We start from the raw sequence: 26975 nt of genomic DNA on the forward strand, positions 1-26975 counted from the left end.
CGCCGCGCAAGGGGGCGCCCCATGCCTTCGCCGCCACGCCTGAAGAAGCGCCGCGAATTTCTGCGCGTCGCCGGGAAGGGCACCAGGGCGGCGAGGCCAGGCTTGCTGCTGCAGGCCCTGCCGGGCACGGAGGGTCCGTTGCGCATCGGCTTCACGGCAACCAAGAAGCTGGGCAACGCCGTGATCCGCAACCGCACCAAGCGGCGCCTGCGGGAAGCGGCGCGGCTGGTGCTGGCGGATCAGGCGCCACCCGGCTGGAATCTGGTCCTGGTGGGCCGGGAAGGCAGCCGTTCGCGCCCGTTCCATCAGCTGAAGGCTGATCTGCGCGGCGCCCTGCGCCAGGTAGGCGCCCACCCGCCATGACACGGCGGAGCGATGGCCCCTCGCCGGGACCCATCGCATGGCTGCTGATGGGCGGTGTTCGCACCTACCAGTTGACCTTGCGGGGGGTGATCGGCAGCCATTGCCGGTTTCATCCCCATTGCAGCGCCTATGCAATAGAGGCGCTGAGGTCGCATGGCGCCGCCAGGGGAACTTGGCTCGCCACACGACGAATCCTTCGCTGCCATCCGTGGCATCCCGGCGGGTATGACCCCGTGCCGGAAGCTGGACCGGAAGCACCATCCGCGGCGCCGCAACAGGCGCCTCCCACCAGGTCCCGTCGGGGCAGGGTGGGCCAGAACAGGGCCTGACGGCACGTATCCGATGGACCAGAAGCGACTTTTCGCGGCAATCGCAATCTCGATCGGCATTTTGCTGGCCTTCGACCTGTGGAAGCGCGAAACGACGCCTCCGGTTGAGCCGGCGCCAGCCGCCATTACGCAGCAGGCGCCGTCGGCCACTGCTCCCGCCCTGCCATCATCGCCCGTCATGGGCGGCGAGGCGACGGCCAGTGCCGCCAACCGCCCCCCGCCGCAGCGTCTGCAGATCGACAGCCCGCGCTTGTCCGGCAGCGTCCTGCTGCGCGGCGCGCGGCTGGATGACCTTGTGCTGAAGGATTATCGCGAAACCACCGCCCCTGGTTCGGCCCTGGTGCGGATGTTCGCGCCGCGCGAGGAAACGCAGCCATACTTCGCCCAGTGGGGCTGGTCCGCCGCCGATGGCCGGACGCGGGTGCCCGACAGCGAAACCGACTGGACCGCGACCGGCGGCCCGCTGGGCCCCGACCGGCCGGTGACGCTGTCCTGGGAGAATGGCCAGGGCCAGACCTTCCAGATCGTGCTGAGCCTGGACCGCAACTACATGTTCCTGGCCGAGCAGCGTGTCATCAACAATGGCGGCGAGCCGGTGCAGCTGCTGCCCTGGACCCGCATCCGCCGTGAGCAGACGCCGCAGGTCGCCGGCTACTACATCCTGCATGAAGGCTTTGTCGGCGTGCTGAACGGCCGGCTGAACGAGCAGACCTACAAGGCCGCGAAGGATGAGGGCGAAGGCCGTGGCGGCCTGGCCCTGGCGCAGGACACGAATGGTGGTTGGGCCGGCTTCACCGACAAGTACTGGTTGGCCGCGATCGCGCCCGTGGACGCGGCGCAGCCCATGAAGTCCAGCTGGCGCCACACGCAGGAGAACGGCCAGGACCGCTGGCAGGTCGACTTCGCCACGCCCGCCGCCATGGCGGTTGCTCCTGGCGCGACGTCGAGCCACTCCATGCGCGTCTTCGCGGGCGCCAAGGAAGTGCATCTGCTGGATGCCTATCAGGACAATCTGGGCATCACGGATTTCGACAAGGCGATCGACTTCGGCTGGTTCTACTTCATGACCAAGCCGTTCTTCTATGCCCTGGATTTCCTGTTCAAGATGTTCGGCAACTTCGGCGTTGCCATCCTGCTGTTCACGGTTGTGCTGAAGGCGCTGTTCTTCCCGCTGGCCAACAAGGCCTACAAGTCGATGGCGCGGATGAAGAATCTGGCGCCGAAGATGCAGGAGATCCGGGAGCGCTATAAGGGCGATCCGGCCAAGGCGCAGTCGGAGATGATGGCGCTGTACCGGACGGAGAAGATCAACCCGGCCTCGGGCTGCCTGCCGATCCTGATCCAGATCCCGGTGTTCTTCGCGCTCTACAAGGTGCTCTTCGTCACCATCGAGATGCGGCACGCGCCGTTCTTCGGCTGGATCCGCGACCTGTCGGCGCCCGACCCGACCAACCTGTTCACCTTGTTCGGGCTGATCCCCTGGGATCCGCCGCAGATGCTGCACATGCCGATCTGGGCGATCATCATGGGCGTCACGATGTTCGTGCAGCAGAAGCTGAACCCGGCCCCGCCGGACCCGATCCAGGCCAAGATCTTCACCTGGATGCCGGTGATCTTCACCTTCATGCTGGCCAGCTTCCCGGCCGGCCTGGTGATCTACTGGTCCTGGAACAACCTGCTCTCGATCATCCAGCAGTGGTACATCATGCGGCATGAGCGCGCTGCGCGGCGGCAGGAGAAGATGGTCGGCAAAGCTGCCGCAAAGGCAAAAGGGTGAAGGGCGGCCTTCTGGAGGCGCGCGACGAGGCAGAGCGGGAGGCCCTGGTTGAACAGGGCCGCCTGTTATTCTGCCAGCCCTGCGAGTTCTTCTTCGCCGCGCAGCGCCTGGACCAGCTTCCCCCCGCGGAGCGCCCGGAGGTTGCTTTCTGCGGCCGCTCCAATGTTGGCAAGTCGTCGCTGATCAATGCGCTGACGGGGCATCATGGCCTGGCGCGTGTTTCCAACACGCCAGGCCGTACTAGGCAGTTGAACTTCTTCAACCTCGGCAACAGGCTCACCCTGGTGGATATGCCAGGCTATGGCTACGCCCAGGCTTCCAAGAGTGTGAAGGAAGACTGGCAGGGGCTGATGTTCAACTTCCTGCGCGGCCGCCCCACCTTGCGGCGGGTGATCCTGCTGCTGGATGCGCGGATCGAAACCAAGGAAAGCGACCGGGCGGCGATGAAGCTGCTGACCGAGGCCGCGGTGACGTTCCAGATCGTGCTGACCAAGGCCGATAGCCCGAAGCCCTATTGGCTGCGCCAGCGCCAGGAAGAAGCCGCGGCATTGGTGAAGGCGCATACCCCCGCCCATCCACTGGTGATCACCACCAGCAGCGAGCAGGGAATTGGCCTTCCGGATCTCCGGGCCGAGTTGACGGCCCTGGCCGAACCGGCCTGAGAAGGCCGGGCCGGGGCTTCCCATCCCGCATTTTGCCCGGCGGAAAGCCAGGGACCGTTCACGCAAGCGGTGCAGTTCACGGTCGGGAATGATGTTCGGCGTTGGAAGGTGGGCCGGCACCTTCGATGCCGATATGGCTGCATGGCCGACTGCCTCGGAACCTCCGGCAGCGCCAGGGTCCGGGGCATGTCGGACGACTTGCCCAGCATCGGCTTCCGGTCGGCATCATTGGAAAGCTCTGCCCGAAGGCCCTCGCCGTCTCTTGACCCCCGGGAATGTCGCCCGTAGACGCGCCGGACTTGCTTTTATCGCGGAAAAGGGGCGGGGATGACCGAGAGCGCGCGCAACCAGATGGAAATCCTTGCGGCCGCGCTTCCGTTCCTGAAGCGATATGACGACCAGGTCGTGGTGGTGAAGTATGGCGGCCACGCCATGGGGGAGGAGGAAACCGCCCTTCGCTTCGGCCGCGACATCGCCCTGCTGGAGCAGATGGGCGTCAACCCCGTTGTGGTGCATGGCGGCGGTCCGCAGATCAACGCCATGCTGAAGCGCCTGAACGTCCAATCCACCTTCGTCAACGGGCTGCGCGTCACCGATGCGCAGATGGTCGACGTTGTCGAGATGGTGCTGTCCGGCACGGTCAACAAGCAGGTGGCCGGGTGCATCACCCGCGCCGGCGCCATCGCGGTCGGCATCTCCGGCAAGGATGGCGGCCTGATCCGTGCCCGCAAGCTTGAACGCACCTATCGCGACCCGGACAGCAACATCGAGAGGATCCTGGATCTCGGCTTCGTGGGCGAGCCGGAATATGTGGATCCGCAGGTCCTGGAATTGCTGATCGCGGCTGATATCGTTCCGGTGATCGCCCCGGTGGGGGCATCCGCTGACGGCCAGACCTACAACATCAACGCGGACACCGCCGCGGGCGCCATCGCCGGCGCGCTGAGCGCGTCCCGCCTGCTGATGCTGACCGATGTGCCGGGTGTTCTGGATCCCGCCAAGACCCTGATCCCGGAGATGACCGTGGCCGAGGCAAAGGCGGGGATCGAGGCAGGCTGGATCTCCGGCGGCATGATCCCCAAGGTCGAAACCTGCATCTACGCCATTGAGCAGGGCGTGAAGGGTGCCGTCATCGTGGATGGCCGCGTACCGCATGCCGTGTTGATCGAGCTGTTCACCAATGGCGGGGCGGGAACGCTGATCCGCCCCTAAGCGGCGGCAGGCGTTGACAGGCTCGGCCGTGCCTCGGATACCGCAGGCAGCGATGTTCGCCTTTTGCCGGAGCTGCCGCCATGGATCTTGCCGCCACCATCGAGGGGCTTTGGGCCCGCCGCACGGAGATCTCGTCCTCCACCCGTGGAGCTGAACGGGAGGCCATCGAAAGCGCGCTGGAGCTTCTCGACAGCGGCAAGGCCCGTGTGGCGGAGCCGGACGGGCAGGGCGGTTGGAAGGTCAACCAATGGCTGAAGCAGGCGGTGCTGCTGTCCTTCCGCCTGGAAGATTCAGCAATCATCCCGACCGGCTTCGGCGCCTATGACAAGGTGCCGCTGAAGTTCGCCGACTGGGGCGAGAACCGCTTCAAGGAGGCGGGCTTCCGCGCGGTGCCGGGCGCGGTGGTGCGGCGCTCCGCCTATATCGCCCCGGGCGTGGTGCTGATGCCCTCCTTCGTCAATCTTGGCGCCTATGTGGACGCCAACACCATGGTGGACACCTGGGCCACCATCGGGTCCTGCGCGCAGATCGGCAAGAACTGCCATATCTCCGGCGGCGCCGGCATCGGCGGCGTGCTGGAGCCGCTGCAGGCCAATCCGGTGGTGATCGGCGACAACTGCTTCATCGGCGCCCGGTCCGAAGTGGCGGAAGGCGTCATCGTCGGGGAAGGCAGCGTCCTTTCCATGGGCGTGTTCCTGGGCGCCTCCACCAAGATCGTCGATCGCGCCACGGGCGAGGTCTTCATGGGCCATGTGCCGCCCTACTCGGTGGTGGTTCCGGGCAGCCTGCCGGGCAAGCCGCTGCTGGACGGCTCGCCGGGCCCCAGCCTGTACTGCGCCGTGATCGTGAAGCGGGTGGATGCCCGGACGCGCGAGAAGACCTCGATCAACGAGCTGCTGCGGGACTGAGGGCGGTGCGCGATCCGGTTCCGCTGCTTCAGGCCCTGATCCGCTGCCGCAGCGTCACGCCTGCGGATGACGGGGCCATGGCAGTGCTGGAAACGGCCCTCGCCGCGCTGGGCTTCACCTGCGCGAGGCTCCGCTTCGGCGAGGTCGAAAACCTGTTCGCGCGGCGCGGCACCGGGTCGCCCCATCTGTGCTTCGCCGGCCACACGGATGTCGTGCCGGCCGGCGACGCGGCGCAATGGCTGGCAGACCCGTTCTCGGGCGAGATCCGGGACGGCCTGGTGATGGGGCGCGGGGCAACGGACATGAAGGGTGGCATTGCCGCCTGGATCGCCGCCATCGCCAGCCTGCCGCCGGACCTGCCCGGCACCTTGTCCCTGCTGATCACCGGTGACGAGGAAGGCCCGGCGCTGGACGGCACGGTGAAGGTGCTCGACTGGATGGCGGCGCATGGCCATACCCCAGACATGTGCGTGGTGGGCGAGCCGACCGGCAAGGCAGTGCTTGGCGACACCATCAAGATCGGGCGGCGCGGCAGCCTGAACGCCATGATCGTCGTGCATGGGGTGCAGGGCCACAGCGCCTATCCGCAGCGGGCCGACAACCCGGTGCATCGGCTGATCAGGGTCCTGGGGCGGCTGACCGCCGCTCCGCTCGATGCTGGCAGCCAATGGTTCGAGCCATCCACCCTGCAGGTGACCAGCATCGATGTGGGCAATGCCGCGACCAATGTGATCCCGGCCTCGGCAATGGCGCGGCTGAACATCCGCTTCAACGACCTGCATTCCTCCGCTTCCCTTGCCGCGAGGATACGGGACGCGCTGGAGCAGGAAGGCGCCCGCCACGAGCTGGAGGTCAACTGTTCCGGTGAGTCCTTTCTGACGCAGCCGGGAAGCTTCGTGGAGGTCCTGGCCAGGGCCACACGGGAAGCGACCGGCGTCGAGCCGACGCTGGACACTGGCGGCGGCACCTCCGACGCCCGCTTCATCACGCATTTCTGCCCCGTGGCCGAACTGGGTGCCGTCGGCACCACGATGCACAAGGTCAACGAGGCGACACCTGTCGAGGAACTGCACCGGCTGCGAGACCTGTATGCCCGGGTGATCCATTCACTGCAGCACATGGAATCCGTTTCCTGACCGAGCACAACAAGCCGCGGGACTGGATCGGTGGCATGGTGGGGCTGCTCATGCTGCTGCGGGGCAACGCGGCCGGCGCGGCCTGCTTCGCGCCGACCCGTGAGGCCGCCTTGCGCTCCTTCCGGGTCGCGATCCTGTGCGCGCCGATGTTTCTGGTTGCGCGCCTGATCGCGCGGCCGGAGGAGGCCTCCGCCCGCTTCCTGACCGCCGAGATCACGGGCTTCGTCGCGTCCTGGCCGGCCTACGCCCTGGCTGCCCTTGTCCTGTGCCGCTTTATGGGCAGGGAGGCGCTCTGGCCGCGTTGGATCGCTGTCTGGAACTGGACCAACCTGGCCCAGTACATCCTGATGGTCACCTTGCTGGCCTTTGGCCTGCTGGTGCCGGAAGGATGGGTCCTGGAAGCGGGAAGCCTGATGGTCATCGGCTACGTGCTGTGGCTCCAGTGGTTTTCGGCGCGCGCGGCGCTGGAGGTGACCGGGTTCCAGGCAGCGGCCTTCGTAATGCTCGACCTGATGGTCAGCCTGCTGCTGTCCGGGGTGGTGGCGGACCTTTCCAGGGGTTGAAGGAGCGCCGCGATCGTTCCGGATGGAACGTCGCCTTCCGCCGATGGGCGGAGCAATCCAGCTTCGACGCGATGCCCCGCCTGAGCACGATTTGATCTTCGTAGAAACCCCGATCTGGGACTATCCTGGGTTGTGACGTAGCCCCGATCCCATTGCTGGTGGCGAAAGACCTAAATGGCATGAGTGCGCGTATTCTGGTGGTCGACGACATTGCGGCGAATCTCCGCCTGCTGGAGGCGAGGCTGAACGCCGAATACTACGATGTCGCCCTGGCCGCCTCGGGGCAGGAGGCGCTGTGCCGCGCCGAGGAATGGTTGCCGGATGTCATCCTGCTGGACGTGATGATGCCCGGAATGGACGGGTATGAGGTCAGCCGGCGCCTGAAGGCCAATCCGGTCACGGCGCATATCCCGGTGGTGATGATAACGGCCCTGGTGGACCCGGTGGAACGAGTGCGCGGGCTGGAAGCGGGTGCCGACGACTTCCTGTCCAAGCCCGTCGATCACCCGACCCTGTTTGCCCGGCTTCGTGCCCTGCTGCGGACCAAGCAGGTCATGGATGCCTTCAGGCTGCGAACGGCAACCGTCGCGGATCTCGGCTTCGAGCCGCATCCGGCGCCCGCCGAGGATCTGGCCAGCGCGTCCGTTCTGCTGGCGACCGAGGACGTCAACGAGGCGGAGCTGATCACCGCCCTGATGCATGAGGAGAAGGTCGAGCTTCATCTGGCGAAAACGGCGGCCGAGGCGTGGCATTTTCTGTCCCTCGGCCAGCACGACGTGGCCCTGCTGAGTTTGTCGCTCGATGGGGGGGAGGGCTTGCGCCTGGCGTCCCGCCTGCGGGCCCATGATGCGACGCGCGAGATCCCCGTGCTGCTGATCGCGGATCTTGACCAGCGTTCCCTGGTTTTGCGGGGCTTCGACCTGGGCGCCAATGACCATGTTCTGCGGCCCGTGGACCCCAACGAGTTGCGGGCGCGCCTGCTCAACCAGGTGCGGCGGAAGCGGTATCAGGACCACCTCCGCATGGAGCTGGACCGTTCCCTCGAACTGGCCGTCACCGACAGCCTGACGGGGCTGCGCAACCGACGGTACGTCACGCGGCATCTGGAAGGCCTGCTGCGGGCCGGCCGGCCGGCCTTGCTGCTGATGGATGTGGACCGGTTCAAGGCCGTCAACGACACCTATGGCCATGCTGTCGGCGACCTGGTGCTGAAGGAGGTCGCCAACCGCATCAGGCAGGAGATGCGCGCCGTGGACGTGGTGGCGCGGTTCGGCGGCGAGGAATTCGTGGTCGCCATGGCGGATGTGACGCAGGAAGAAGCGTTGCAGGCCGCCGAACGGCTGAGGCAGATGGTGGTCCGCCAGGCCATTCCTACCGGGTCCGGGGACCTGTTGCGGATCAGCGTCAGCATCGGGGTGGCGATGGCCCAGCCTAACGAGACGCTGCCGACCCTGATGCGCGCGGCTGATGGGGCGCTCTACCGGGCCAAGGCCGGGGGCCGCAACAGGGTCGAAATGGCGGATGACCGGGATTGGAAGCCCCGCAGCATGGGCGTCGCCTGACAGGCAGCGCCGCGGGGTATCAGCACCCGGAAATGGAAACGCCGCATCCCGGGGGATGCGGCGTTCCGACGCAAGCAGCGCTGATGCGGCTTACTTGATCTTCGATTCGCGGAACGCGACATGCTTCCGGGCGACGGGATCGTATTTCCGCATCTCCAGCTTGCCGGTGGTGTTCCGCGTGTTCTTCTTGGTCACATAGAAGTAGCCGGTGTCAGCTGTGCTAACGAGCTTGATCAGAATGGTGTTCGACTTGGCCATGATGTTCTTCCGTGGGCGCCTGTCTGGCACCACAAGCAAGGCGGCCCTGAGCCGCGCACCTGGGTGCGACGCGAGATGCCGCAACCTAATGCAATGGCCTGTTCAGTCAAGGCAAACCTGCCCCTGGTGGTTCAGCGGGCCAGCATATTCTGGTAGGCGGCGGGGTGCTCCAGGATGAAGCGCGCCGCCACTTGATCGAGAGTCCGTCCCTCGGCAGGCGGACATGTGCCGCGCAGGGCGGAAACCTCGCTGGCCGGCACCGGGGCACGCAGGCTCCGCATCCGCCCCAGCAGCGGCCCCCTGGGGAACACTCCCTGGGTGATCGATTGAAGATCACGTTGCATCGCCTCCTGGCCGAGGCTGGTGCAAAGCGCGGGCAGCACGCCCAAGCCCTGCACAGGCCAGCCATGGGGCGCCAGGAGGCGCGCCCAGGAAATCAGGATCTCCGCATCGTTTGGCAGTGGCACCACCACCTGGATCAACCCTTTGCCCAGGGTGGAACTGCCGACAACCACGGCCCGTCCGCGATCCGAAAGCGCCGCCGCGACGATTTCGGCCGCCGAGGCCGTGCGGCCGTCCACCAGGGCGACCACAGGCCGGCCCTGGGCCAGGTCGCCGCCTACGGCCTGCCAGATCCGCTGGGCCGCGGGGTGGCGCCCCTGGCTTTGGGCAATGGTTCCGCCGGACAGGAAGGCATCGGCCACGCTCATGGCCTGCTGCAACAACCCGCCACGGTTGCCCCGGAGATCGAGGATGACGCCCGCGAGCCGCGGCGACGCGGTTAACGCCTCATCCAGCGCCTCCGCCACCTCCGTTGCCGTGTGGGACGAGAACATTCCGAGCCGCAGCCACAGCAACCCGTCGCGCAGCTCCGCCTGAAGCGCGGAGCCGGACCTGCCGTCGCGGACCAATGTCAGCAAAATGCGCCGCCCACCGCGCCTGAGCGTCAGTTGCAGCGTTGTGCCGGGAGGGCCTTCAAGCAGTTCCGCGGCCTCGGCGATCCGGGTGGCGGCCACGGCCTGGCCATTGATGGCGAGCACGATGTCGCCTTCCCGCATGCCGGCCCGCTGGGCCGGCCCTTCAGGCGACACGGCCACCACCAGAACTGCATTGCGGGAGCCGGTGGCAATGCGGAAGCCCAGCGCCGACTGCCCGATGCGGCGCTGTCGCAACTGCTGCGCCTCCGTCGCCGTGACATACCGGCTGTAGGGGTCGAGATGGTTGAAGACCTCGTCGAAGCCGGCCTGGAGCAGGCGCTCGCTTCCCGCCGACCGGACCGCCGCCGAGGCGGCCCAGGCCGCGCCGTAATATTCGGTCACGATGGCGGCGACGAGGTCGGCCGCCGCGCCGCTTCCCCGCTGAAGAAGCGAGGCTTGCGTCAGTTCCGCCAGGGGCCTGGCTGCCAGAAGCTCATCGCGATGGCTGAGATGCAGCCTGCCATTCACCGCCTGGATGGCAAAAGCGGTGTCGAGCGCAGCAAGGCCGCGCAGGGACCAGAGCGCTAGATCGGCGGGGCTGGCGGGCTCGATCTGGCGCTCAAGGATGTTGGCAAACGCCACCCTCAGGACCGCGCGGGTAGACGAATCGGAAAGGCTGCGATCCTGCCGCGCTGAGGCACGGCTTTCCTGCGCCCGGCCCTCATTCAGGGGCGCAACCGCCCCGAAGCTGAATCCGGCGATGATGGCCACCTTGAGCAGCCATCTCAACAGGGGGAATGCCGACATTGGCCTGCCCAGCCGAAAGCAACGGTGACCATGCCGCTGAACACGAAACAGAAAGGTCATGTTGCCGGCCTGAGCGGGGTGACCGTCAAGCAAATTGGCGCAGCATATTCGGGGTGGCGGAAAGCGGGTCAGAAGATCCACCAGGTCGCCGCGTGTCTTCCGTGAGCCGCCATGGAACATCCGAAACGGTAGAGAAGCAGGTCCGGCTATTCGCCACATCGATCAGGGTGACGGAGGGGGGCTTGGCTGTCACGCGGGAATTGCCGCATTCCCTGGAAAGATGGTTATCCGGACCGCACCGGTGCAATCCGCGCAACAGGTTGCGTCGCGGGGCAGTGGACACTGCCCCGCGACACATTGCTCAGGCCTTGGCCTTGGTCCTGGAGCGGCTGGCCGCGGTCGTGCCGGCCTTCTTGGCGGGCGCCTTGCGCGGGGCGGGCTTGGCGGCCTTCGCCGTGGCAGCCGCCGCCGGGGCGCCTGCCTCTGCCTTTGTCTTTCTAGGCGCCGGGGCCTTCTTGGCGCCCTTCCTGGCACCCGCCGGCGCCAGCTTCTTGCCCTTCTCGGCGAGGAGGATCACCGCCTGCTCCAGAGTGACATCCTCCATCTGGGTGCCACGGGGCAGGTTGGCGACCATGCCGGCATGCTGCGCATAAGGCCCGAAACGCCCACGCTTGACTTCGACGGGCTCGCCATCCTTGGGATGCGGGCCGAGACTGCGCACCTTGGCCTTGGCGTCGGCCAGCAGCGCCACGGCGCGGTTGATGCCGACCGACAGCACATCGTCATCGCGATCCAGCGATTTGTAGATGCTGCCCATCTTCACATAGGGGCCGAAGCGCCCGATGGCCGCCGTGATCTCGTCGCCCGTTTCCGGATGCAGCCCCACAACCCTTGGCAAGGCCAGCAAGGCGAGGGCCCGCTCCAGCGTCAGGGTTTCAGGGTCCATGCCACGGGCGAGGCTGGCCCGCTTGGGCTTGATGGCCTTCCCCTTCGCATCCGTGTCGCCATCGCCCAGCTGCACATAAAGGCCATAGGGGCCGCGCCGCAGGGTGATGGGCGCGCCTGTCACGGGGTCCTGGCCCAGTTCCTTGATGCCGCCCGCGAGGGCTGCCTCGCCCTCTCCTTCGCCGGCGACGGACAAGGGTCGGGTATGGCGGCATTCAGGATAGTTGGAACAGCCGATGAAGGCGCCGTTCCGCCCCAGGCGAAGGCCCAGCCTTCCATTGCCGCAGGCCGGGCAGGCGCGCGGATCGCCTCCATCGGCCGGCTGCGGGAAGAAGTGCGGGCCCAGCTCCTCGTCCAGCGCGTCGATGACGGCGCTGATGGTGAGGTCCTTCGTCGCGGCGACGGCGGCGTTGAAATCGTCCCAGAAGGCCCGCATCACGTCGCGCCATTCCGCGCGGCCGCCGGAGATGTCGTCCAGCTGCTCCTCCAGGGAGGCGGTGAAGCCGGTATCGACGTAGCGCTCGAAGAAATTGACCAGGAAGGCGGTGACCAGGCGGCCACGATCCTCCGGCATGAAGCGGCGCTTCTCCAGCTTCACATAGTCACGGTCCTGCAGGGTTTGCAGGATGGAAGCGTAGGTGGAAGGGCGACCGATGCCCAGCTCCTCCATCTTCTTGACCAGCGACGCCTCCGAGTAACGCGGCGGCGGCTGGGTGAAGTGCTGGTCGGCCTGGGCGGCGGTCAGCCTCGCGGGGTCCTTTTCCCGCATCGGGGGAAGGGTGCGGGAATCCTCGTCCTCGGCGCCCGCCGCGTCATCCACATCCTCGCGGTAGAGCTTCAGGAAGCCATCAAAGGCGATGACGCTGCCGGTGGCCCGCAGGCGGGTCTGGCCGGAGGCATCAGCCAGGTCCACCGCCGTCTGGTCCAGTTCGGCCGATTGCATCTGGCTGGCCACGGCGCGCTTCCAGACCAGCTCATAGAGCCGCCGCTGCTCGGGCGAGAGGTAGCGGGCGACTTCCTCCGGCGTCCGGCTGACATCGGTGGGCCGGACCGCCTCGTGGGCTTCCTGGGCGTTCTTGGCCTTGGAGGCGTATTCGCGCGGCGCGGCCGGCAGGTAGTTGGCGCCGAAGGCACCTTTCACATGGTCACGGATGGCGCCGATGGCCTCGCGCGCCATCTGGACGCCATCCGTCCGCATATAGGTGATCAGGCCGACCGTCTCGCCCCGGATGTCCACGCCTTCGTAGAGCTGCTGCGCCAGGCGCATGGTCTGCTGCGCGCCGAAGCCCAGCTTGCGGGAGCTTTCCTGCTGCAGGGTGGAGGTGGTGAAGGGCGGCGGCGGATTGCGGCGGACGCGCTTCCGCTCGATCGACGCGATGCTGAACTGGCCGGCCTCGACCGCCGCCTTGGCGTGCTGGGCACTGGCTGCGTCCGGCAGGTCGAACTGCTCCAGCTTCCTGCCGTCGAGATAGGTCAGGCGGGCCGTGAAGGGCGCCTGGTCCAGGGTCAGGAAGCGTCCCTCGACCGTCCAGTATTCCCGGGCCTTGAAGGCCTCGATCTCGGCTTCGCGCTCGCAGATCAGCCGCAGGGCCACCGACTGCACCCGCCCGGCGGAGCGGCTGCCCGGCAGCTTGCGCCACAGCACGGGGGACAGGGTGAAGCCCACCAGGTAGTCCAGCGCGCGGCGGGCCAGATAGGCCTCGATCAGCGGGGTGTCGAGATCCCGGGGATGAGCCAGCGCATGCTGCACCGCGCGCTTGGTGATCTCGTTGAAGGTGATGCGGTGGACCTGCACGCCCTTCAGCGCGCCCTTCTGCCGCAGCATCTCCTGGACGTGCCAGGAGATCGCCTCGCCCTCCCGGTCCGGGTCGGTGGCGAGGTAAAGGTTGCGCGCGCCCTTCACCGCCTTGGCGATGGCGGCCACCTGCTTCTCGCCACGGTCCTCAGAGGACCAGTCCATGGCGAAATCCTCGTCCGGTCGGACGCTGCCATCCTTGGCGGGCAGGTCGCGGACATGGCCGAAGCTGGCGAGAACGGTGAAGTCCTGGCCCAGATACTTGTTGATGGTCTTCGCCTTGGCCGGCGATTCGACGACGACGACGTCGGTCATGGCGGGTATCGAGCGCTCTCTCCTGGCCGCCGGCAGCAGGGGCGCTGGGCGGGAACTATCGCAAGCCGCTGCGGATCACGCGGTTGCCGGGCAGCGTCTCTATCCGCCCGTCGAGTTCCAGGTCCAGTAGAATAACCTGCACCGCAGCGGCAGAGAGGTGGCAGTGTCGCATCACCTCGTCAACCGTGACGGGCGACGCCCCGATCAGATCGAGGACGCGGGCGGCCCCGTCCGGCAGCACTTCGGCGGCCTGCGAGGCCATCGGCGAGGCCGCCGGAACCGCCGCGGCGAAGCGGGCGAAGGGCTTGAATTCGCCGGGGGCGGCGGGAAGGTGGTCCAGTACATCCTCCACCCGTTCCGTCAGATGGGCGCCCTGGCGGATCAGGTCGTTGGAGCCGGCGCAGCGGGGGTCCAGCGGGCTTCCGGGCACCGCGAAGACTTCCCGCCCGGCTTCCAGCGCCAGCCGGGCCGTCATCAATGTGCCGGATTGCAGCGCTGCCTCCACAACCACGACGCCGAGCGACAGCCCGGCGATGATGCGGTTGCGGCGCGGGAAGTGCCGCGCGATCGGCGCGGTGCCGAGCGGTGCCTCCGCCACGACCGCTCCGCCCTCGGCAATGGCGGATTGCAGTTCCGCATGCTCAGGCGGATAGGCGCGGTCCAGCCCGCCCGGGATTACGGCGATGGTCCGGCCGGCGCGCAATGCCCCTAGATGGGCGGCGGCGTCGATGCCGCGCGCCAGGCCGGAAGTGACCACCACCTCGCGTCCGGCCAGCCCCGCGGCCAGTTCGCCAGCCAGGCGCCGCCCTAGGCCGGACGCGTTGCGGGCGCCCACCACGGCCACCTGGCGGCGATGCAGCAGGGTGGCATCGCCGATCACGGCGACGGCCGAGGGCGGATCCTCCAGCAGCGCCAGCAGGGGCGGGTAGTCATCCTCGCCCCAGAACAGGAAGCGGCCGCCCATTTCCGCCACCTCGTCCACCTCTCGCCGGATCACGGACAGCGGGGGCGGCGCGAATGGCACAGCGCGCCGGGCGGACAATGCGGGGAGCGCGTCCAGTGCCGCCTCGGAACTGCCGTAGCGCTCCAGCAGGCGCCGGAGGGTCACGGGCCCGACGCCATCCGTGCGGATGAGGCGCAGCCGGGCCAGCACCTCCCGCGGCGTCATGATTTCTGGCCGATCCGCGGCTCGGTTCCGGCGAGGAGACGGCGAATATTGGCCTGGTGGCGCCAGGCGATCAGCAGCGCCAAAGCCAGGGCGAAGATGGCGAGCTGGCTGTCCCCGGCCAGCCAGGCGATGAGTGGTGCCGCGAAGCAGGCGGTCAGCGCCGAAGCGGAGGAAATGCGGGTCACCTTGGCCATGACCAGCCAGATGAGGGCGCAGGCCAGCCCCAGCCACCAGGCCGCGGCCAGCAGCACGCCAGCGCCGGTAGCCACGCCCTTGCCGCCACGGAAGCCGAGCCAGACAGGAAACACATGCCCGATCAGGGCCGCGATGCCGGCGACAAGCCCCGCCTCCCGGCCCAGCAACGCGCCAAAGGCCAGGACCGGGACCACGCCCTTCAGGGCATCCAGCAACAGCGTCGCGGCCGCGACCTTCTTGTTGCCGGTGCGCAGCACGTTGGTGGCGCCGATATTGCCGCTGCCGATTTTGCGTATGTCGCCGAGGCCAGCCATCCGGCTCAACAACAGCCCATAAGGAACGGAGCCGGACAGGTAGCCGATCAAGGCGGCGAGCAGAGCGCTCATCCGTAAACGCGCCGCCCGGCTTTCCAGGTGCCGATCACCCGTCCTTCCAGGGCGCGGCCGTCGAATGGCGAATTCTGCGCCTTTCCGGGCAGCTTGCCGGCTTCAACCTTCCAGGCACGCTCCGGATGGAACAGCACCAGGTCGGCGGGCCTGCCATGACCGAGCGTCCCGGCCTCCAGCCCGAGCAACCTGGCCGGCTTCACGGTGAGAAGCTCCAGGGCCTGCGGCAGGGCGAGGTCGCCGGCATGAACCCGGGCCAGCGTGATCCCGAACAGGGTCGCCAGCCCCACACCGCCGGCCGAGGCCTGGGCGAAGGGCAGGCGCTTGTCGTCCGGATCGGCCGGCTGGTGGTCGGAAGCAACGGCGTCGATGGTGCCGTCGGCCAGCGCCGCCACCACGGCGAGCCGGTCTTCCTCCCGCCGCAGCGGGGGCGACAGCTTGGCATAGGTGCGGAAATCGCCGATGGCCGTCTCGTTCAGGTCGAAATAAGGGGGCGCCGTGTCGCAGGTGACGCGGATGCCTTCCTGCTTGGCCTTCCGGATCAGGCTCAACGCATCCGCCGTCGAGACATGCGCGAAGTGAACATGGCCGCCGGTGATCCGGGCCAGGGCGATGTCACGCGCCACCATGATCGATTCGGCGGCGGGCGTGATGCCGGGAAGCCCCAGCCGTGTCGCCAGCTCGCCTTCGGTCGCGGCACCGCCGGCGGCCAGGGCCGGCTCCTCCGGATGCTGCACCACGAAGCTGCCGAAGGCGCGGGCATAGGAAAGCGCCAAGCGCATGGTCCGGGCGTTGGCGATGGCGCGCGTGCCGTCGGTGAAGGCCACCGCGCCGGCTTCCCGCAGCAACCCGTATTCCGCGATTTCCTTGCCCTGGCACCCCTTGGTGGCGGCGCCATAGGGCAGGATGGACAGGCTTCCGGTCGCCTCGCCGCGGCGGACGACGAACTGTACCAGGGCCGCGTCGTCGAGGGCTGGCTGGGTGTCGGGCAGGGCGCAAAGCGTGGTGATGCCGCCCGCCGCCGCGGCCTGGGCGGCGCTGTCGATGGTTTCCCGATACTCGGCCCCCGGTTCGCCAAGGGCGGCCCGGAGGTCCACCAGGCCGGGGGCCAGCACGGCGCCGCCGCAATCCACGACCTCCGCCCCCTCCGGGATGGCCAGGGCGCCGCCATGATCCGCGATGACGCCGCGGCTCACCAGCAGGCTGCCTGGGGCGTCAAGGCCAGCGGCAGGATCGATCAGCCGCGCATTGACGAAGATGGTGTCGGTCATCGGGTTCATCGGAAAGGTCGCGGGGGCGGTCACAGCCGGGCACCCCGGCGAAGGTTACGGGCGAGAATGTCGAGCACGGCCATCCGCACGGCCACGCCCATCTCCACCTGCTCCCCGATCACGCTGCGCTCGGGATCATCGGCGACCGCGCTGTCGATCTCCACGCCGCGGTTCATAGGGCCCGGATGCATGATGATGGCATCAGGCCGGGCCACCGCGAGCTTGGCGGCATCCAGGCCGTAGAAGCGGAAGAACTCCCGCGCGGACGGCACCAGGCCGCCGGCCATGCGCTCCTTCTGCAGGCGCAGCATCATCACCACATCGGCGTCGCGCAGCCCGGCCTTCATGTCGTGGAACACCTCGACGCCGAGACGGGCGGCCTCGGCCGGGATCAGGGTGGGCGGGCCCACCACCCGGACGCGGCAATTCATGGCCGAGAGCAGGTGGATGTTGGAGCGCGCGACCCGGCTGTGCAGCACGTCGCCGCAGATGGCGACCGTCAGGTTCTCCAGCCGGCCCTTGCGGCGGCGGATGGTCAGGGCGTCCAGCAGGGCCTGGGTGGGATGCTCATGCGTGCCGTCGCCGGCATTGATCACCGCGGCATCGACCTTCTGGCTGAGCAGGGCCGGCGCGCCGGACTGCGCGTGCCGCACCACCAGCAGGTCGCAATGCATCGCGTTCAGGGTGGAGGCGGTGTCGAGCAGCGTTTCCCCCTTGTTCACGCTGCTGGTGGAGACGGACATGTTGATCACGTCCGCCCCCAGCCGCTTGCCGGCCAGTTCAAAGGAGGTGCGGGTGCGGGTGCTGTCCTCGAAGAACAGGTTGATCAGCGTCCGCCCCTTGAGGAGATCGCGCTGCGTCTTGCCGCTGCGGTTGAGCAGCGCATAGGACTCGGCGAGGTCCAGGAGGTCGGCGATGTAGGGCGGCTCCAGACCCTGCAGGGCGAGGAGGTGCCGGTGAGGGAAGGGCAGCATCGAATACCAGTCCGGCTAGGAGGTGGGCGACCATAACGGCGCATGCCCGGTGCCGGAAGAGGGGTGTCCCCTCAACGGCCGGTGGCATCCAGGGCGGCCTGGAGCATGTACGCGGCCGCCGCCGCGTCCACGACCTTGGCGCGCCGGGCGCGGGTCATGTCGGCTTCCTCCACCAGCATGCGGTTCACGGCGGAGGAGGACAGCCGCTCGTCCCACAGCGCCGCCGGCAGGTTCACCGCCTCCGAGACGGCGATGGCCCAGTCCTTCGCCGCCTGCGCGGCCGGGCCGAAGGAGCCGTCGAGCCCGAGCGGAAGGCCCACCACCAGCCCCCCGGCGCCTTCCTTGCGGGCGATCGCGGCGATGGCGGCGGCATTCGCGGTCAGCTTTCCGCGCGGAAGGCCCTGATATGGGCTGGCCAGCATCAGCATCACGTCCGTCAGGGCGATGCCGATGGTCTTCTTGCCGGGGTCGAGCCCGATCAGCCTTTGACCTGGGGGCAGGGCGGCGCGAAGCTCGGTCAGGTTGATGAGGGGCATGGCGGTGTTTATGGTCCGGTCCCGTTTGCGCGCAAACCCGACCTGATCACTTCCGGAAGAAAAAGAATGTCGCTCGACACCGCCACAGTCCGGCGCGTCGCCTCGCTCGCCCGCCTCAGGGTCGAGGAGGATGACCTGCCGCGCCTTGAAGCCGAACTGAACGGAATCCTGGGCTGGATCGAGCAGTTGCAGGCCGTGGACACGACCGGCGTCGAGCCCGTGGCCGGCGGCGGCGCCGAGGCCCTTCGCATGCGGGAGGACCGCGTCACCGATGGCGGCGTCCAGGAGGAGGTGCTGGCCAACGCGCCGGACCGCGCCGGCGCCTTCTTCGCCGTGCCCAAGGTGGTGGAGTGACCGGCATGACCGCAGCCACCGACCTGACCCTGGCCGGCGCCCGCGCCGCCCTGGCGCGGCGCGAGATCAGCGCCGTGGAGCTGACGCGCGCCCATCTGGAGGCGATCGAGGCCCTGAACCCGCGCCTCAACGCCTTCATCACCGTGACGCCGGAGCAGGCGCTGGCCCAGGCCGAGGCCGCCGACGCGGCGCTGGCCCGTGGTGAGGCCAAGCCGCTGACCGGCCTGCCGCTGGCCATCAAGGACCTGTTCTGCACCGCCGGCACGCGCACCACGGCGGCCAGCAGGATCCTGGGCGATTTCGTGCCGCCCTATGAAAGCACGGTGACGTCCCAGCTTCTGCGCGACGGCGCGGTGTTCCTCGGCAAGGCGAATCTCGACGAATTCGCCATGGGCTCATCCAACACCTCCTCCGCCTTCGGCGCGGTGGAGAACCCGTGGAAGCGCCAGGGCGAGGAAGGCACGGTGCTGGTGCCCGGCGGCTCCTCCGGCGGCTCGGCCGCGGCGGTGGCGGCACGGCTGGCGCTTGGCGCCACGGCGACCGACACGGGCGGCTCGATCCGCCAACCGGCCGCCTTCTGCGGCGTCGCCGGCATCAAGCCGACCTATGGCCGCTGCTCGCGCTTCGGCATCATCGCCTATGCCTCCTCGCTCGACCAGGCGGGGCCGGTGGCGCGCACGGTCGAGGATTGCGCCATCCTGCTGAACTCCATGGCGGGCTTCGACCCGCGGGATTCCACCAGCGCCGACCTGCCGGTGCCCGATTTCGCCGCCGCCTGCGAGCGGGGCGTGAAGGGCCTGCGCATCGGCATCCCGCGCGAATACCGCCTGGACGGCCTGCCGGCCGAGATCGCCGCGCTGTGGGAGCAGGGTATGGCCTGGCTGAAGGCCGAGGGCGCCACGCTGGTGGAGATCAGCCTGCCGCACACGAAATACGCCCTGCCGACCTACTACATCGTGGCGCCGGCCGAGGCTTCCTCCAACCTCGCGCGCTATGACGGCGTGCGCTTCGGCCTGCGCGAGAATGGCGAGGATCTGAAGGACCTGTATGAGCGCACCCGCGCCGCCGGCTTCGGCGAGGAAGTGAAGCGCCGCATCCTGATCGGCACCTATGTGCTGAGCGCCGGCTATTACGACGCCTATTACGTCAAGGCGCAGCAGGTGCGGGCGCTGATCCGCCAGGATTTCGACCATGCCTGGGAACAGGTGGACGCCATCCTCGCCCCCACCACGCCTTCCGCAGCCTTCGGACGTGACGAGAAGCAGGATGATCCTGTGGCCATGTACCTGAATGACGTCTTCACCGTGACGGCCAACCTGGCCGGCATCCCTGGCCTATCCGTGCCGGCCGGCCAGGATGCCAAGGGCCTGCCGCTGGGCTTGCAGATCCTCGGCCGCCGCTTCGACGAGGAAACGGTGTTCGCTGTCGGCCGTGCCATCGAGCGCAATGCCGGCTTTTCCGCCCTTCCGGCGCTGAGGGCCGCGGCATGAGCTACACGATCGAGGGCGCGACCGGCGCCTGGGAAGTGGTGATCGGGCTGGAAGTGCATGCCCAGGTCACCTCCGAGGCCAAGCTGTTCAGCGGCGCCGCGACGGAGTTCGGCGCCGAGCCGAACACGCAGGTGTCGTTCATCGATGCGGGCTTCCCCGGCATGCTGCCGGTGATCAACCGCGAATGCGTGGCCCAGGCGGTGCGGACCGGGCTGGGGCTGAAGGCCCAGGTCAATCTGTGGTCGCGCTTCGACCGCAAGAACTACTTCTATGCCGACCTGCCGCAGGGCTACCAGATCAGCCAGTACCAGTTCCCGGTGATCGGCCAGGGCGAGATCCAGATCGAGCTGCCGGATGGCAGCACCAAGATGATCGGCATCACCCGCCTGCACCTGGAGCAGGATGCCGGCAAGTCGCTGCACGACCAGCACCCGAACAAGTCGTATATCGACCTGAACCGGTCCGGCGTCGCGCTGATGGAGATCGTCTCCGAGCCTGACATGCGCTCCCCGGAGGAGGCCGGCGCCTACCTGACCAAGCTGCGCCAGATCCTGCGCTATCTCGGCACCTGCGACGGCAACATGGAGCAGGGCTCGCTGCGCGCGGACGTGAACGTCTCCGTCCGCAAGCCGGGCGAGGGGTTCCGCACGCGCTGCGAGGTGAAGAACGTCAACTCCATCCGCTTCGTCATGCAGGCGGTGGAGGCCGAGGCGCGGCGCCAGATCGAGGTGTGGGAAGCGGGCGAGGAGGTGGTGCAGGAAACCCGCCTGTTCGACACCACCCGCGGCGAAACGCGCTCCATGCGCTCCAAGGAGGACGCGCATGACTACCGCTACTTCCCCGACCCCGACCTGCCGCCGCTGGTGCTGCAGCAGGATTGGGTGGACCAGGTCAAGGCCGGCCTGCCGGAACTGCCGGATGAGCGGCGTGCCCGCTATGTCGGCGAATACGGCCTGACGCCCTACGATGCCCATGTGCTGACGCTGGAAAAGGAAACGGCGGCTTTCTACGAAACCGTGGCCGCTGGCCGCGACCCGAAGATGGCGGCCAACTGGGTCACCGGCGATTTCTTCGCGGGCCTGAACCGCACCGGCCACAGCATCGGCGATTCGCCGGTTTCCGCCGAGAACCTTGGCGGGCTGCTGGACCTGATCAAGGACGGCACGCTGTCCGGCAAGCTGGCCAAGGAAGTTCTGGAAGCGATGTTCGAGACGGGCAAGCCGCCCGCCGCCATTGTCGAGGAGCGCGGGCTGAAGCAGGTGACCGATACCGGCGCCATCGAGGCGATGATCGACGAGGTCATGGCCAAGAACGCCGACAAGGTGGCCGAATACCGCAGCGGCAAGGACAAGCTTTTCGGCTTCTTTGTCGGCCAGACCATGAAGGCCATGCAGGGCAAGGGCAACCCGGCGCTGGTGAACGAGATCCTCAAGCGCAAGCTGGCCTGACCGGCCATGCCGTGCCACGCTTCCGTTCCTGGGAACCGCAGGAATGGAAGCGCCACGGCATGATCACCCTCTACACCTACAACACCCCCAACGGCCGCAAGATCAGCGTGGCGCTGGAGGAGATGGGCCTGCCTTACGAGGTGAAGGTCATCAACATCACCAAGGGCGAGCAATTCGACCCTGAGTTCCTGAAGATCGCACCCAACAACAAGATCCCGGCCATTGTCGATTCGGAGGGGCCGGGCGGGAAGCCGATCAGCGTCTTCGAATCCGGCGCCATCCTGCTTTATCTGGCCGAGAAGACCGGCAAGGGCATGCCTGCCGATGCGCGCAGCCGCACCGCCGTTCATGAATGGCTTATGTGGCAGATGGGCGGCTTCGGCCCCATGCCAGGGCAGGTGCATTTCTTCCTCGGCCAGCCGGAAGGCCCGGCCCGCGACTTCGGCCTGGAGCGCTACGGCAAGGAAACGCGCCGGCTCTACGGGGTCATGGACAAGCATCTGGCGGGCCGGACCTTCCTGGCCACCGAAGGAGAGCCGAGCATCGCCGATTATGCCGTGATCGGCTGGGCCTGGCGGCATGAGCGGCACCAGGTGGATCTCGCGGATTATCCCAATGTGCGTGCCTGGTATGAGCGGATGATGGCGCGGCCGGCGGTGGCGCGTGGTTTCGAGGTTGCGCTGGCTTAAGCACGGCCCTTTGCCATTTGACGAAGCCTTCGGCCGCCGCTAGAAGCACGCCTGCATACGCCGTGTAACTTCAAAACCCTGCGGAGGGGTGGCCGAGTGGCCGAAGGCGGCGGTTTGCTAAACCGTTAAACGGGGATAACCCGTTTCGTGGGTTCGAATCCCATCCCCTCCGCCATCTTCCCAACATCAATCCTGCTTCACCGCCAATCCAATGGCTCCCGGTAGCGGGCAAACAGGAATGTCAGCCCCTCGGCCGGCGCATTCTGTCCGGCCAATGTGCGGTCGCGCCCTTCCAGCAATTGCTGCGGCCATTCCACGGGGCGGCGGCCAAGGCCGACCTGCGCAAGGGTTCCCACCATGTTGCGGACCTGATGGTGCAGAAAGGAGCGGGCTTCGGTCTGCACCACCACCTCGTCGCCCTGCCGCGTGACATCCAGCCTGTCGAGGGTGCGAAGGGCGTCCTTGGCCTGGCAGGCGGCGGCCCGGAAAGCCGAGAAGTCATGCCTGCCGAGCAGTGCCTGGGCCGCGCGATGCATGGCCTCGGCATCCAGCGCAGCCTGGACATGCCAGACGCGGCCGGCATCCAGGGCAGGGCGCGCGCGCCGGTTGAGGATGCGATAGCGATAGCCCCGTCCCACGCAGGAAAAGCGGGCTGACCAGCCATCAGGGGCGCGGGCGGCCCGGAGGATGCTGACGGGATGCGGCCGGCTGTGGAAGTTCAAGGCCTCACGCAGCCGTTCCGGCGCCAGGTCCAGTGTGATGCTGATCTGCACCACCTGCCCGGCGGCATGCACCCCGGCATCGGTGCGGCCGGAGGCCATGGTGGGCGCCGGCACGCCACCATTCAGGGAGGCGGCCGCCTCCTCCAGCACCTGCTGCACCGAAAGGCCGCTGGATTGGCGTTGCCAGCCCACGAAAGGGGTGCCGTCATATTCGACGAGAAGGGCATAGCGGGGCATGGTTCAGCCCAGAATCGTTCCAGGCGGCAGCGCATAGCCGCGCAGAAAGGCATCCGCCGGCTGGCTGGCCCGGCCTGGCCGCTGGAGTTGGAGAAGCCGGAGGGCGCCCCTGCCGCAGGCGATGCGCGGAAGGCCATCCAGCACCGTCCCTGGCGGGACGTCGCCGGCGGCGTCATCCGCCACGGCTTCGGTCACGCGAACCGGCTGCCCCTGATGCAGGAAGAAGGTGCCCGGCCACGGGTTCAGCGCGCGGACACGGCGGGCAAGGGCTGTGGCGTCCTCGGACCAGGGCATCTGCCCATCGGCCTTACTGAGCTTCGGCGCGTAGGTGGCGCCATCCTCCGGCTGCGGAACCGGCGGCGGATCTTCTTCCAGCGCCCGCAGGATCAGCTCGCACCCAAGCCCGGCGAGAGCGTCATGGACAACCTGCACTCCATCCGTTTCCCGGATGGGAACCCGCCCTGAAAGCAGCATCGGGCCGGTGTCCAGCCCTTCATCCATCTGCATGATGGTGATGCCCGTTTCCGTGTCTCCCGCCAGGATCGCGGCCTGGATGGGGGCGGCGCCCCGCCAGCGCGGCAGCAGCGAGGCATGGATGTTCAGACAGCCGCGCCGGGGCGCCGACAGCATGGCGGAGGGCAGGATCAGCCCATAGGCGGCAACCACGGCCGCATCCAGGCCAAGGTCGGCGAAGGCCCGGTGTTCGGCCTCGTCCCGCCGCAGGCGAACGGGATGGCGGGTCGGCAGGCCGAGTTCGAGGGCCTTGCGATGAACCGGGCAGGGGGTCTCGCGCTGACCCCGGCCCGCGGGGCGTGGCGGCTGCGTATAAACCACGGCGATGTCGTGGCCCGCCTGATGCAGCGCTTCCAGCGCGGGCACGGCGAAGTCGGGGCTCCCCATGAAGGCGAGCCGGAGGGGGCTCATGCCTTGTCCCGCTCCTGCAGCTTCAGTTCCTTGGCGAGCTTGCGAAGGAGCATGTTGCGCTTCAGCGCCGAAAGGTAATCCACGAACAGGACGCCATTCAGATGGTCGATCTCGTGCTGGATGCAGGTGGCCAGCAGGCCGTCCGCCTCCATTTCCTGCCGGCGGCCTTCCAGGTCCAGCCAACGCACCTTGACCTCGGCCGGACGCTCGACCTCGGCATACTGGTTCGGAAGGGAAAGGCAGCCTTCCTCCCGCAGCGCCGTTTCGGCGCTGGCCGCGACGATCTCAGGGTTCACCATGACCAGCGGCTCGGGCTTGTCGTCGGGCTGCAGGTCGATCACCACCAGGCGCAGCAGGGAGCCGATCTGCGGCGCGGCCAGGCCGATGCCGGGCGCCTTATACATGGTGGCCAGCATTCGCGGGGCGAGGGCGCGCACGGTGTCCATGTCATCGGGGGTCACCGCCCGCGCCTTGGCGCGCAGCTGGGGGGCGGGAACGAAAAGGATCGGCAGGAGGTCGGGATCGGGCATGGGAAGGTTGCTCTACCGCCCGGCAGGGCCGGCTTCAACCGGGATACGGAGGCGTGGCTTGTTGGTGTCGCCCCTTGCATTGCCTGGCAAAAATGACACATCTGGTGTGGCCGGAGGTGCCACGGGCCTCCGGCATGACTCGCTCACCCCTGAGGAGTTTGCCAGACCGATGTCCCGCTCGCTTTTCGGCTCGCCGCTGTTTCTTGGCTTCGACCACCTTGAGCAGATGCTCGACCGGGTGGCCAAGAACTCGGACGGCTATCCCCCCTACAACATCGAACAAACTGGCGATAACCGGCTACGGATCACCCTGGCGGTTGCCGGCTTCAGCATGGACGACCTGCAGATCACGCAGGAAGACAATCAGCTTGTTGTCCGGGGGAAGCAACGCGAGGAGGCCGAAGGGCGTATATTCCTTCACAGAGGTATTGCCGCCAGGCAGTTTCAGCGCGCCTTCGTCCTGGCGGAAGGTATCGAGGTGGAGGGGGCATGGCTCGACAACGGCCTGCTGCATATCGACCTGAAGCGCCCGCAGCCCGAGGTCCGGGTCAAGGCCATCCAGATCGGCACGCGCGGCAGCCAGCCTGGTCGGTCGTTGATGGGCAGTGGCTTGCTTGGGTCCCATTCTGAGCCCGAGCGTCAATCCTGATGATCACCCGGGTCGATCCGGGTTTCGTCCGCCGTAACGGGGACAAAAAGGAGATCAGTTCATGATCAAGGAGAATGCTACCCGCCCATTCGCTGCTTCTGACGCGCTGCGCCAGTTGACCGCTGCGGATTGGGCCCGCTTCGGGGCAGACCAGATCGCCTATATCCGGCCCATCATCGTCGATGGGCAGGCCGTTGTGGCCATTCATGCCGCCGACGGCACGCAGATTGGCGCCGCGCCCGATACCGGCCTGGCGACGGCTGCGATCCTGCAGCACGAAATGGTGCCGGTGCTCGTCCACTGACAAGCACTCTGCCAGGATGGCCAGGCGGATTCCGGGCGTTTTCTTGCATCTCCGGCCTTCGCAGCCGTTGCCCTGGCCGCGCGGGGCCGTTAGATAGCGCGGCGCAGGCGCCGACGTAGCTCAGCGGTAGAGCAACTGATTCGTAATCAGTAGGTCCCCGGTTCAATCCCGGGCGTCGGCACCAGCCTTTCCCCACACAATCTGGTGCATGCTTCCTGAAGGCAGGGCGCCATCACGCGTCGATTTGACCGTGCTGCATCCCTGATGGCTCATGATTGCGAGTCATTCGCATTGCAAGCGCGTCGCAATGACGGCATAAGCGCCCGCATCTGCGAAGGATGCCGTCATGCTGGTTCGCCGGACGCTTGTTGCTCTCGGAATCGCCGCAGCCTCGATGCTGCTGCCGCAATCGCCGATGGCTCAGCCAGCCAGGTCACCGATCGGGCTTGAGCTGAACCGCCTGGAAGCGCGGCAGGAAGGCTGCCGCGTATGGCTGGTGTTGCGCAACCCGGCGGCCGAGGCGGTCGATCCGCTCCGCCTGGACCTCCTGGTCTTCGGCAAGGACGGGGTGGTGGCACGTCGCCTGGCGCTGGATGTCGGACCCCTGCCTGGGGAAAAGACGATGGCACGCATCTTCGACCTGAGCGGCCAGAATTGCGACGGCATCGGCTCCATCCTGCTGAACGACCTGCTGGCCTGCGGGCCGGAGGCGGAAGGGCGGGCCGCTTGCCTGCCGCGCCTCAACCTCGCCTCCCGCGTCAGCGGCGTACCTTTCGAGAAGTGAGAACATCGCGATGAACCCGACCGACGCCATCCCAGGCACCGCCGCGATGCCTCCCGTGAATGACGTGATCCTTCCGGCGCATCCCGATCTGTCGATGCTGGGCCTGTTTCTCCAGGCGGACTGGGTGGTCAAGGGTGTGATGATCGCCCTGGCTTTGGCGTCGGTGATCTGCTGGGCCATCATTGTCGAGAAGTCGATGCTGCTCACGCGCCTGGCGCGGGAGATCCGGGTCCTGGCCGCCGCGTCTGTCCCGGGCGCGGCCGCTCCGCAGCAGCCGCAGGGGGAGGAACTGGCTTCCCAGGTTCTGCGTGCCGGCACCCGGGAATGGCGCGACGGGCGCGAGGCGGGCGAAAGCCGCTTCGAGTACCGGCACCGGATGGAGCATGCCATGCGCCATGCCCTTGCCGCCTCGCTGCGCCGGGCTGAACCGGGGTTGCCTTTCCTGGCCACCACCGGCGCCGTGGCACCCTTCATCGGCCTGTTCGGCACCGTCTGGGGCATCATGAACAGCTTCGCTGGCATCGCGCAGAGCAATGATACCTCCCTGGCCGTGGTGGCGCCCGGCATCGCGGAGGCGCTGTTCGCCACGGCCATCGGCCTGGTTGCGGCGATCCCGGCCGTGATGGCCTATAACCGCCTGCTGGTTCGCCTGAACCGCCTGCGGCAGGAAGGGCAGGCGGCGCTGGGCGACCTGGCCTCCAACCTGTCCCGCCGGCCGCCGCAGCTGGGCCATCACCGCGCCAGCGCCGCAGCCGAGTAATCAGC

Annotated in this window: 28 protein-coding genes and 2 tRNA genes; 19 read left to right on the plus strand and 11 right to left on the minus strand. The window is 67.7% G+C overall.

Going from position 1 to position 26975, the window contains the following annotated elements:
* Positions 1 to 21: 21 nt before the first annotated feature.
* The 9 genes from rnpA to F0Q34_RS05680 all read left to right on the plus strand — a co-directional run bounded on the left by rnpA (position 22) and on the right by F0Q34_RS05680 (position 8512).
* On the plus strand, positions 22 to 363 hold the full coding sequence (gene rnpA, locus F0Q34_RS05640; protein WP_149811095.1) for a ribonuclease P protein component: 342 nt from the start codon (positions 22 to 24) through the stop codon (positions 361 to 363).
* Positions 360 to 692, plus strand: a complete 333-nt coding sequence (gene yidD, locus F0Q34_RS05645) for a membrane protein insertion efficiency factor YidD (RefSeq protein WP_149811096.1) — start codon at positions 360 to 362, stop codon at positions 690 to 692. The genes rnpA and yidD overlap by 4 nt, the downstream gene beginning before the upstream one ends.
* Positions 693 to 705: 13 nt before the next feature.
* Positions 706 to 2469, plus strand: a complete 1764-nt coding sequence (gene yidC, locus F0Q34_RS05650) for a membrane protein insertase YidC (protein WP_149811097.1) — start codon at positions 706 to 708, stop codon at positions 2467 to 2469.
* Complete coding sequence (gene yihA / locus F0Q34_RS05655; protein WP_149811098.1) at positions 2466 to 3131, plus strand: ribosome biogenesis GTP-binding protein YihA/YsxC; 666 nt, start codon at positions 2466 to 2468, stop codon at positions 3129 to 3131. The genes yidC and yihA overlap by 4 nt, the downstream gene beginning before the upstream one ends.
* Before the next feature lie 327 nt (positions 3132 to 3458).
* Positions 3459 to 4343, plus strand: a complete 885-nt coding sequence (argB, locus tag F0Q34_RS05660; protein ID WP_149811099.1) for an acetylglutamate kinase — start codon at positions 3459 to 3461, stop codon at positions 4341 to 4343.
* 80 nt (positions 4344 to 4423) lie between these two features.
* On the plus strand, positions 4424 to 5251 hold the full coding sequence (gene dapD / locus F0Q34_RS05665; RefSeq protein ID WP_149811100.1) for a 2,3,4,5-tetrahydropyridine-2,6-dicarboxylate N-succinyltransferase: 828 nt from the start codon (positions 4424 to 4426) through the stop codon (positions 5249 to 5251).
* Positions 5248 to 6387 (plus strand): succinyl-diaminopimelate desuccinylase, encoded by a 1140-nt coding sequence (gene dapE / locus F0Q34_RS05670; protein WP_149811101.1) that lies wholly within the window; start codon positions 5248 to 5250, stop codon positions 6385 to 6387. Before dapD ends, dapE begins: the two co-directional genes overlap by 4 nt.
* A 35-nt stretch (positions 6388 to 6422) precedes the next feature.
* Positions 6423 to 6950 (plus strand): hypothetical protein, encoded by a 528-nt coding sequence (locus F0Q34_RS05675; protein ID WP_149811102.1) that lies wholly within the window; start codon positions 6423 to 6425, stop codon positions 6948 to 6950.
* Between the two features lie 179 nt (positions 6951 to 7129).
* Positions 7130 to 8512 (plus strand): PleD family two-component system response regulator, encoded by a 1383-nt coding sequence (locus F0Q34_RS05680; RefSeq protein ID WP_149811103.1) that lies wholly within the window; start codon positions 7130 to 7132, stop codon positions 8510 to 8512.
* Between the two features lie 90 nt (positions 8513 to 8602).
* Here F0Q34_RS05680 and rpmG read toward each other — a convergent pair whose 3' ends face one another.
* From rpmG to ruvX, 8 genes are all read right to left on the minus strand, one after another.
* Positions 8603 to 8770, minus strand: a complete 168-nt coding sequence (gene rpmG / locus F0Q34_RS05685) for a 50S ribosomal protein L33 (protein WP_007002299.1) — start codon at positions 8768 to 8770, stop codon at positions 8603 to 8605.
* Positions 8771 to 8901: 131 nt separating this feature from the next.
* Entirely contained in the window at positions 8902 to 10329 is a 1428-nt protein-coding gene (locus F0Q34_RS05690; protein ID WP_161600780.1) for a S41 family peptidase, read from the minus strand.
* Between the two features lie 526 nt (positions 10330 to 10855).
* Positions 10856 to 13549 (minus strand): type I DNA topoisomerase, encoded by a 2694-nt coding sequence (gene topA, locus F0Q34_RS05695; protein ID WP_149811105.1) that lies wholly within the window; start codon positions 13547 to 13549, stop codon positions 10856 to 10858.
* Between the two features lie 55 nt (positions 13550 to 13604).
* Positions 13605 to 14717 carry a DNA-processing protein DprA gene (gene dprA, locus F0Q34_RS05700; RefSeq protein ID WP_149811106.1) on the minus strand — a complete coding sequence of 371 codons (1113 nt, stop codon included), beginning with the start codon at positions 14715 to 14717 and terminating at the stop codon, positions 13605 to 13607.
* The gene (gene plsY, locus F0Q34_RS05705) at positions 14714 to 15298 is read right to left on the minus strand and encodes a glycerol-3-phosphate 1-O-acyltransferase PlsY (protein WP_149811107.1); all 585 of its coding nucleotides are present in this window, start codon (positions 15296 to 15298) and stop codon (positions 14714 to 14716) included. Before plsY ends, dprA begins: the two co-directional genes overlap by 4 nt.
* On the minus strand, positions 15295 to 16569 hold the full coding sequence (locus tag F0Q34_RS05710) for a dihydroorotase (RefSeq protein WP_149811108.1): 1275 nt from the start codon (positions 16567 to 16569) through the stop codon (positions 15295 to 15297). Before F0Q34_RS05710 ends, plsY begins: the two co-directional genes overlap by 4 nt.
* Before the next feature lie 29 nt (positions 16570 to 16598).
* Positions 16599 to 17543 carry an aspartate carbamoyltransferase catalytic subunit gene (locus F0Q34_RS05715; RefSeq protein ID WP_149811109.1) on the minus strand — a complete coding sequence of 315 codons (945 nt, stop codon included), beginning with the start codon at positions 17541 to 17543 and terminating at the stop codon, positions 16599 to 16601.
* Positions 17544 to 17614: 71 nt separating this feature from the next.
* Entirely contained in the window at positions 17615 to 18079 is a 465-nt protein-coding gene (gene ruvX / locus F0Q34_RS05720) for a Holliday junction resolvase RuvX (RefSeq protein ID WP_149811110.1), read from the minus strand.
* 66 nt (positions 18080 to 18145) lie between these two features.
* Here ruvX and gatC point away from each other — a divergent pair, with 66 nt between their 5' ends.
* The 5 genes from gatC to F0Q34_RS05745 all read left to right on the plus strand — a co-directional run bounded on the left by gatC (position 18146) and on the right by F0Q34_RS05745 (position 22235).
* Complete coding sequence (gene gatC, locus F0Q34_RS05725) at positions 18146 to 18433, plus strand: Asp-tRNA(Asn)/Glu-tRNA(Gln) amidotransferase subunit GatC (RefSeq protein ID WP_149811111.1); 288 nt, start codon at positions 18146 to 18148, stop codon at positions 18431 to 18433.
* Between the two features lie 5 nt (positions 18434 to 18438).
* Positions 18439 to 19923, plus strand: coding sequence for an Asp-tRNA(Asn)/Glu-tRNA(Gln) amidotransferase subunit GatA (gene gatA / locus F0Q34_RS05730; protein ID WP_149811112.1), 1485 nt, complete (start codon positions 18439 to 18441; stop codon positions 19921 to 19923).
* On the plus strand, positions 19920 to 21371 hold the full coding sequence (gene gatB, locus F0Q34_RS05735; RefSeq protein ID WP_149811113.1) for an Asp-tRNA(Asn)/Glu-tRNA(Gln) amidotransferase subunit GatB: 1452 nt from the start codon (positions 19920 to 19922) through the stop codon (positions 21369 to 21371). Before gatA ends, gatB begins: the two co-directional genes overlap by 4 nt.
* Before the next feature lie 59 nt (positions 21372 to 21430).
* The gene (locus F0Q34_RS05740; RefSeq protein ID WP_149811114.1) at positions 21431 to 22060 is read left to right on the plus strand and encodes a glutathione S-transferase family protein; all 630 of its coding nucleotides are present in this window, start codon (positions 21431 to 21433) and stop codon (positions 22058 to 22060) included.
* 82 nt (positions 22061 to 22142) lie between these two features.
* Positions 22143 to 22235: transfer RNA gene (locus tag F0Q34_RS05745), tRNA-Ser, on the plus strand.
* A 22-nt stretch (positions 22236 to 22257) separates the two neighbouring features.
* Here F0Q34_RS05745 and truA read toward each other — a convergent pair.
* Genes truA through def form a run of 3 tightly spaced genes read right to left on the minus strand, consistent with a single transcriptional unit; the run spans position 22258 to position 24473 of the window.
* Positions 22258 to 23019, minus strand: a complete 762-nt coding sequence (gene truA, locus F0Q34_RS05750) for a tRNA pseudouridine(38-40) synthase TruA (RefSeq protein ID WP_149811115.1) — start codon at positions 23017 to 23019, stop codon at positions 22258 to 22260.
* Between the two features lie 3 nt (positions 23020 to 23022).
* Positions 23023 to 23943, minus strand: a complete 921-nt coding sequence (gene fmt, locus F0Q34_RS05755) for a methionyl-tRNA formyltransferase (protein ID WP_149811116.1) — start codon at positions 23941 to 23943, stop codon at positions 23023 to 23025.
* Positions 23940 to 24473: a peptide deformylase gene (gene def, locus F0Q34_RS05760; RefSeq protein ID WP_149811117.1), complete on the minus strand. Its 534-nt coding sequence runs from the start codon at positions 24471 to 24473 to the stop codon at positions 23940 to 23942. Before def ends, fmt begins: the two co-directional genes overlap by 4 nt.
* A 169-nt stretch (positions 24474 to 24642) precedes the next feature.
* On the opposite strand from def, the gene F0Q34_RS05765 reads away from it, so the two are divergent.
* The 5 genes from F0Q34_RS05765 (at position 24643) to F0Q34_RS05785 (ending at position 26970) form a co-directional block, all read left to right on the plus strand.
* Positions 24643 to 25122: an Hsp20 family protein gene (locus F0Q34_RS05765; protein WP_149811118.1), complete on the plus strand. Its 480-nt coding sequence runs from the start codon at positions 24643 to 24645 to the stop codon at positions 25120 to 25122.
* A 61-nt stretch (positions 25123 to 25183) separates the two neighbouring features.
* Entirely contained in the window at positions 25184 to 25426 is a 243-nt protein-coding gene (locus tag F0Q34_RS05770) for a DUF1150 family protein (protein ID WP_149811119.1), read from the plus strand.
* A gap of 109 nt (positions 25427 to 25535) precedes the next feature.
* Positions 25536 to 25610, plus strand: a tRNA-Thr gene (locus F0Q34_RS05775).
* A 162-nt stretch (positions 25611 to 25772) separates the two neighbouring features.
* Entirely contained in the window at positions 25773 to 26210 is a 438-nt protein-coding gene (locus tag F0Q34_RS05780; RefSeq protein ID WP_149811120.1) for a Tat pathway signal protein, read from the plus strand.
* A gap of 10 nt (positions 26211 to 26220) precedes the next feature.
* Positions 26221 to 26970 (plus strand): MotA/TolQ/ExbB proton channel family protein, encoded by a 750-nt coding sequence (locus F0Q34_RS05785; RefSeq protein WP_149811121.1) that lies wholly within the window; start codon positions 26221 to 26223, stop codon positions 26968 to 26970.
* Positions 26971 to 26975: the final 5 nt, after the last annotated feature.

The sequence above is a fragment of the Teichococcus oryzae genome, from assembly GCF_008386565.1.
In the GTDB taxonomy this organism is placed as follows: Bacteria; Pseudomonadota; Alphaproteobacteria; order Acetobacterales; family Acetobacteraceae; genus Pseudoroseomonas; species Pseudoroseomonas oryzae.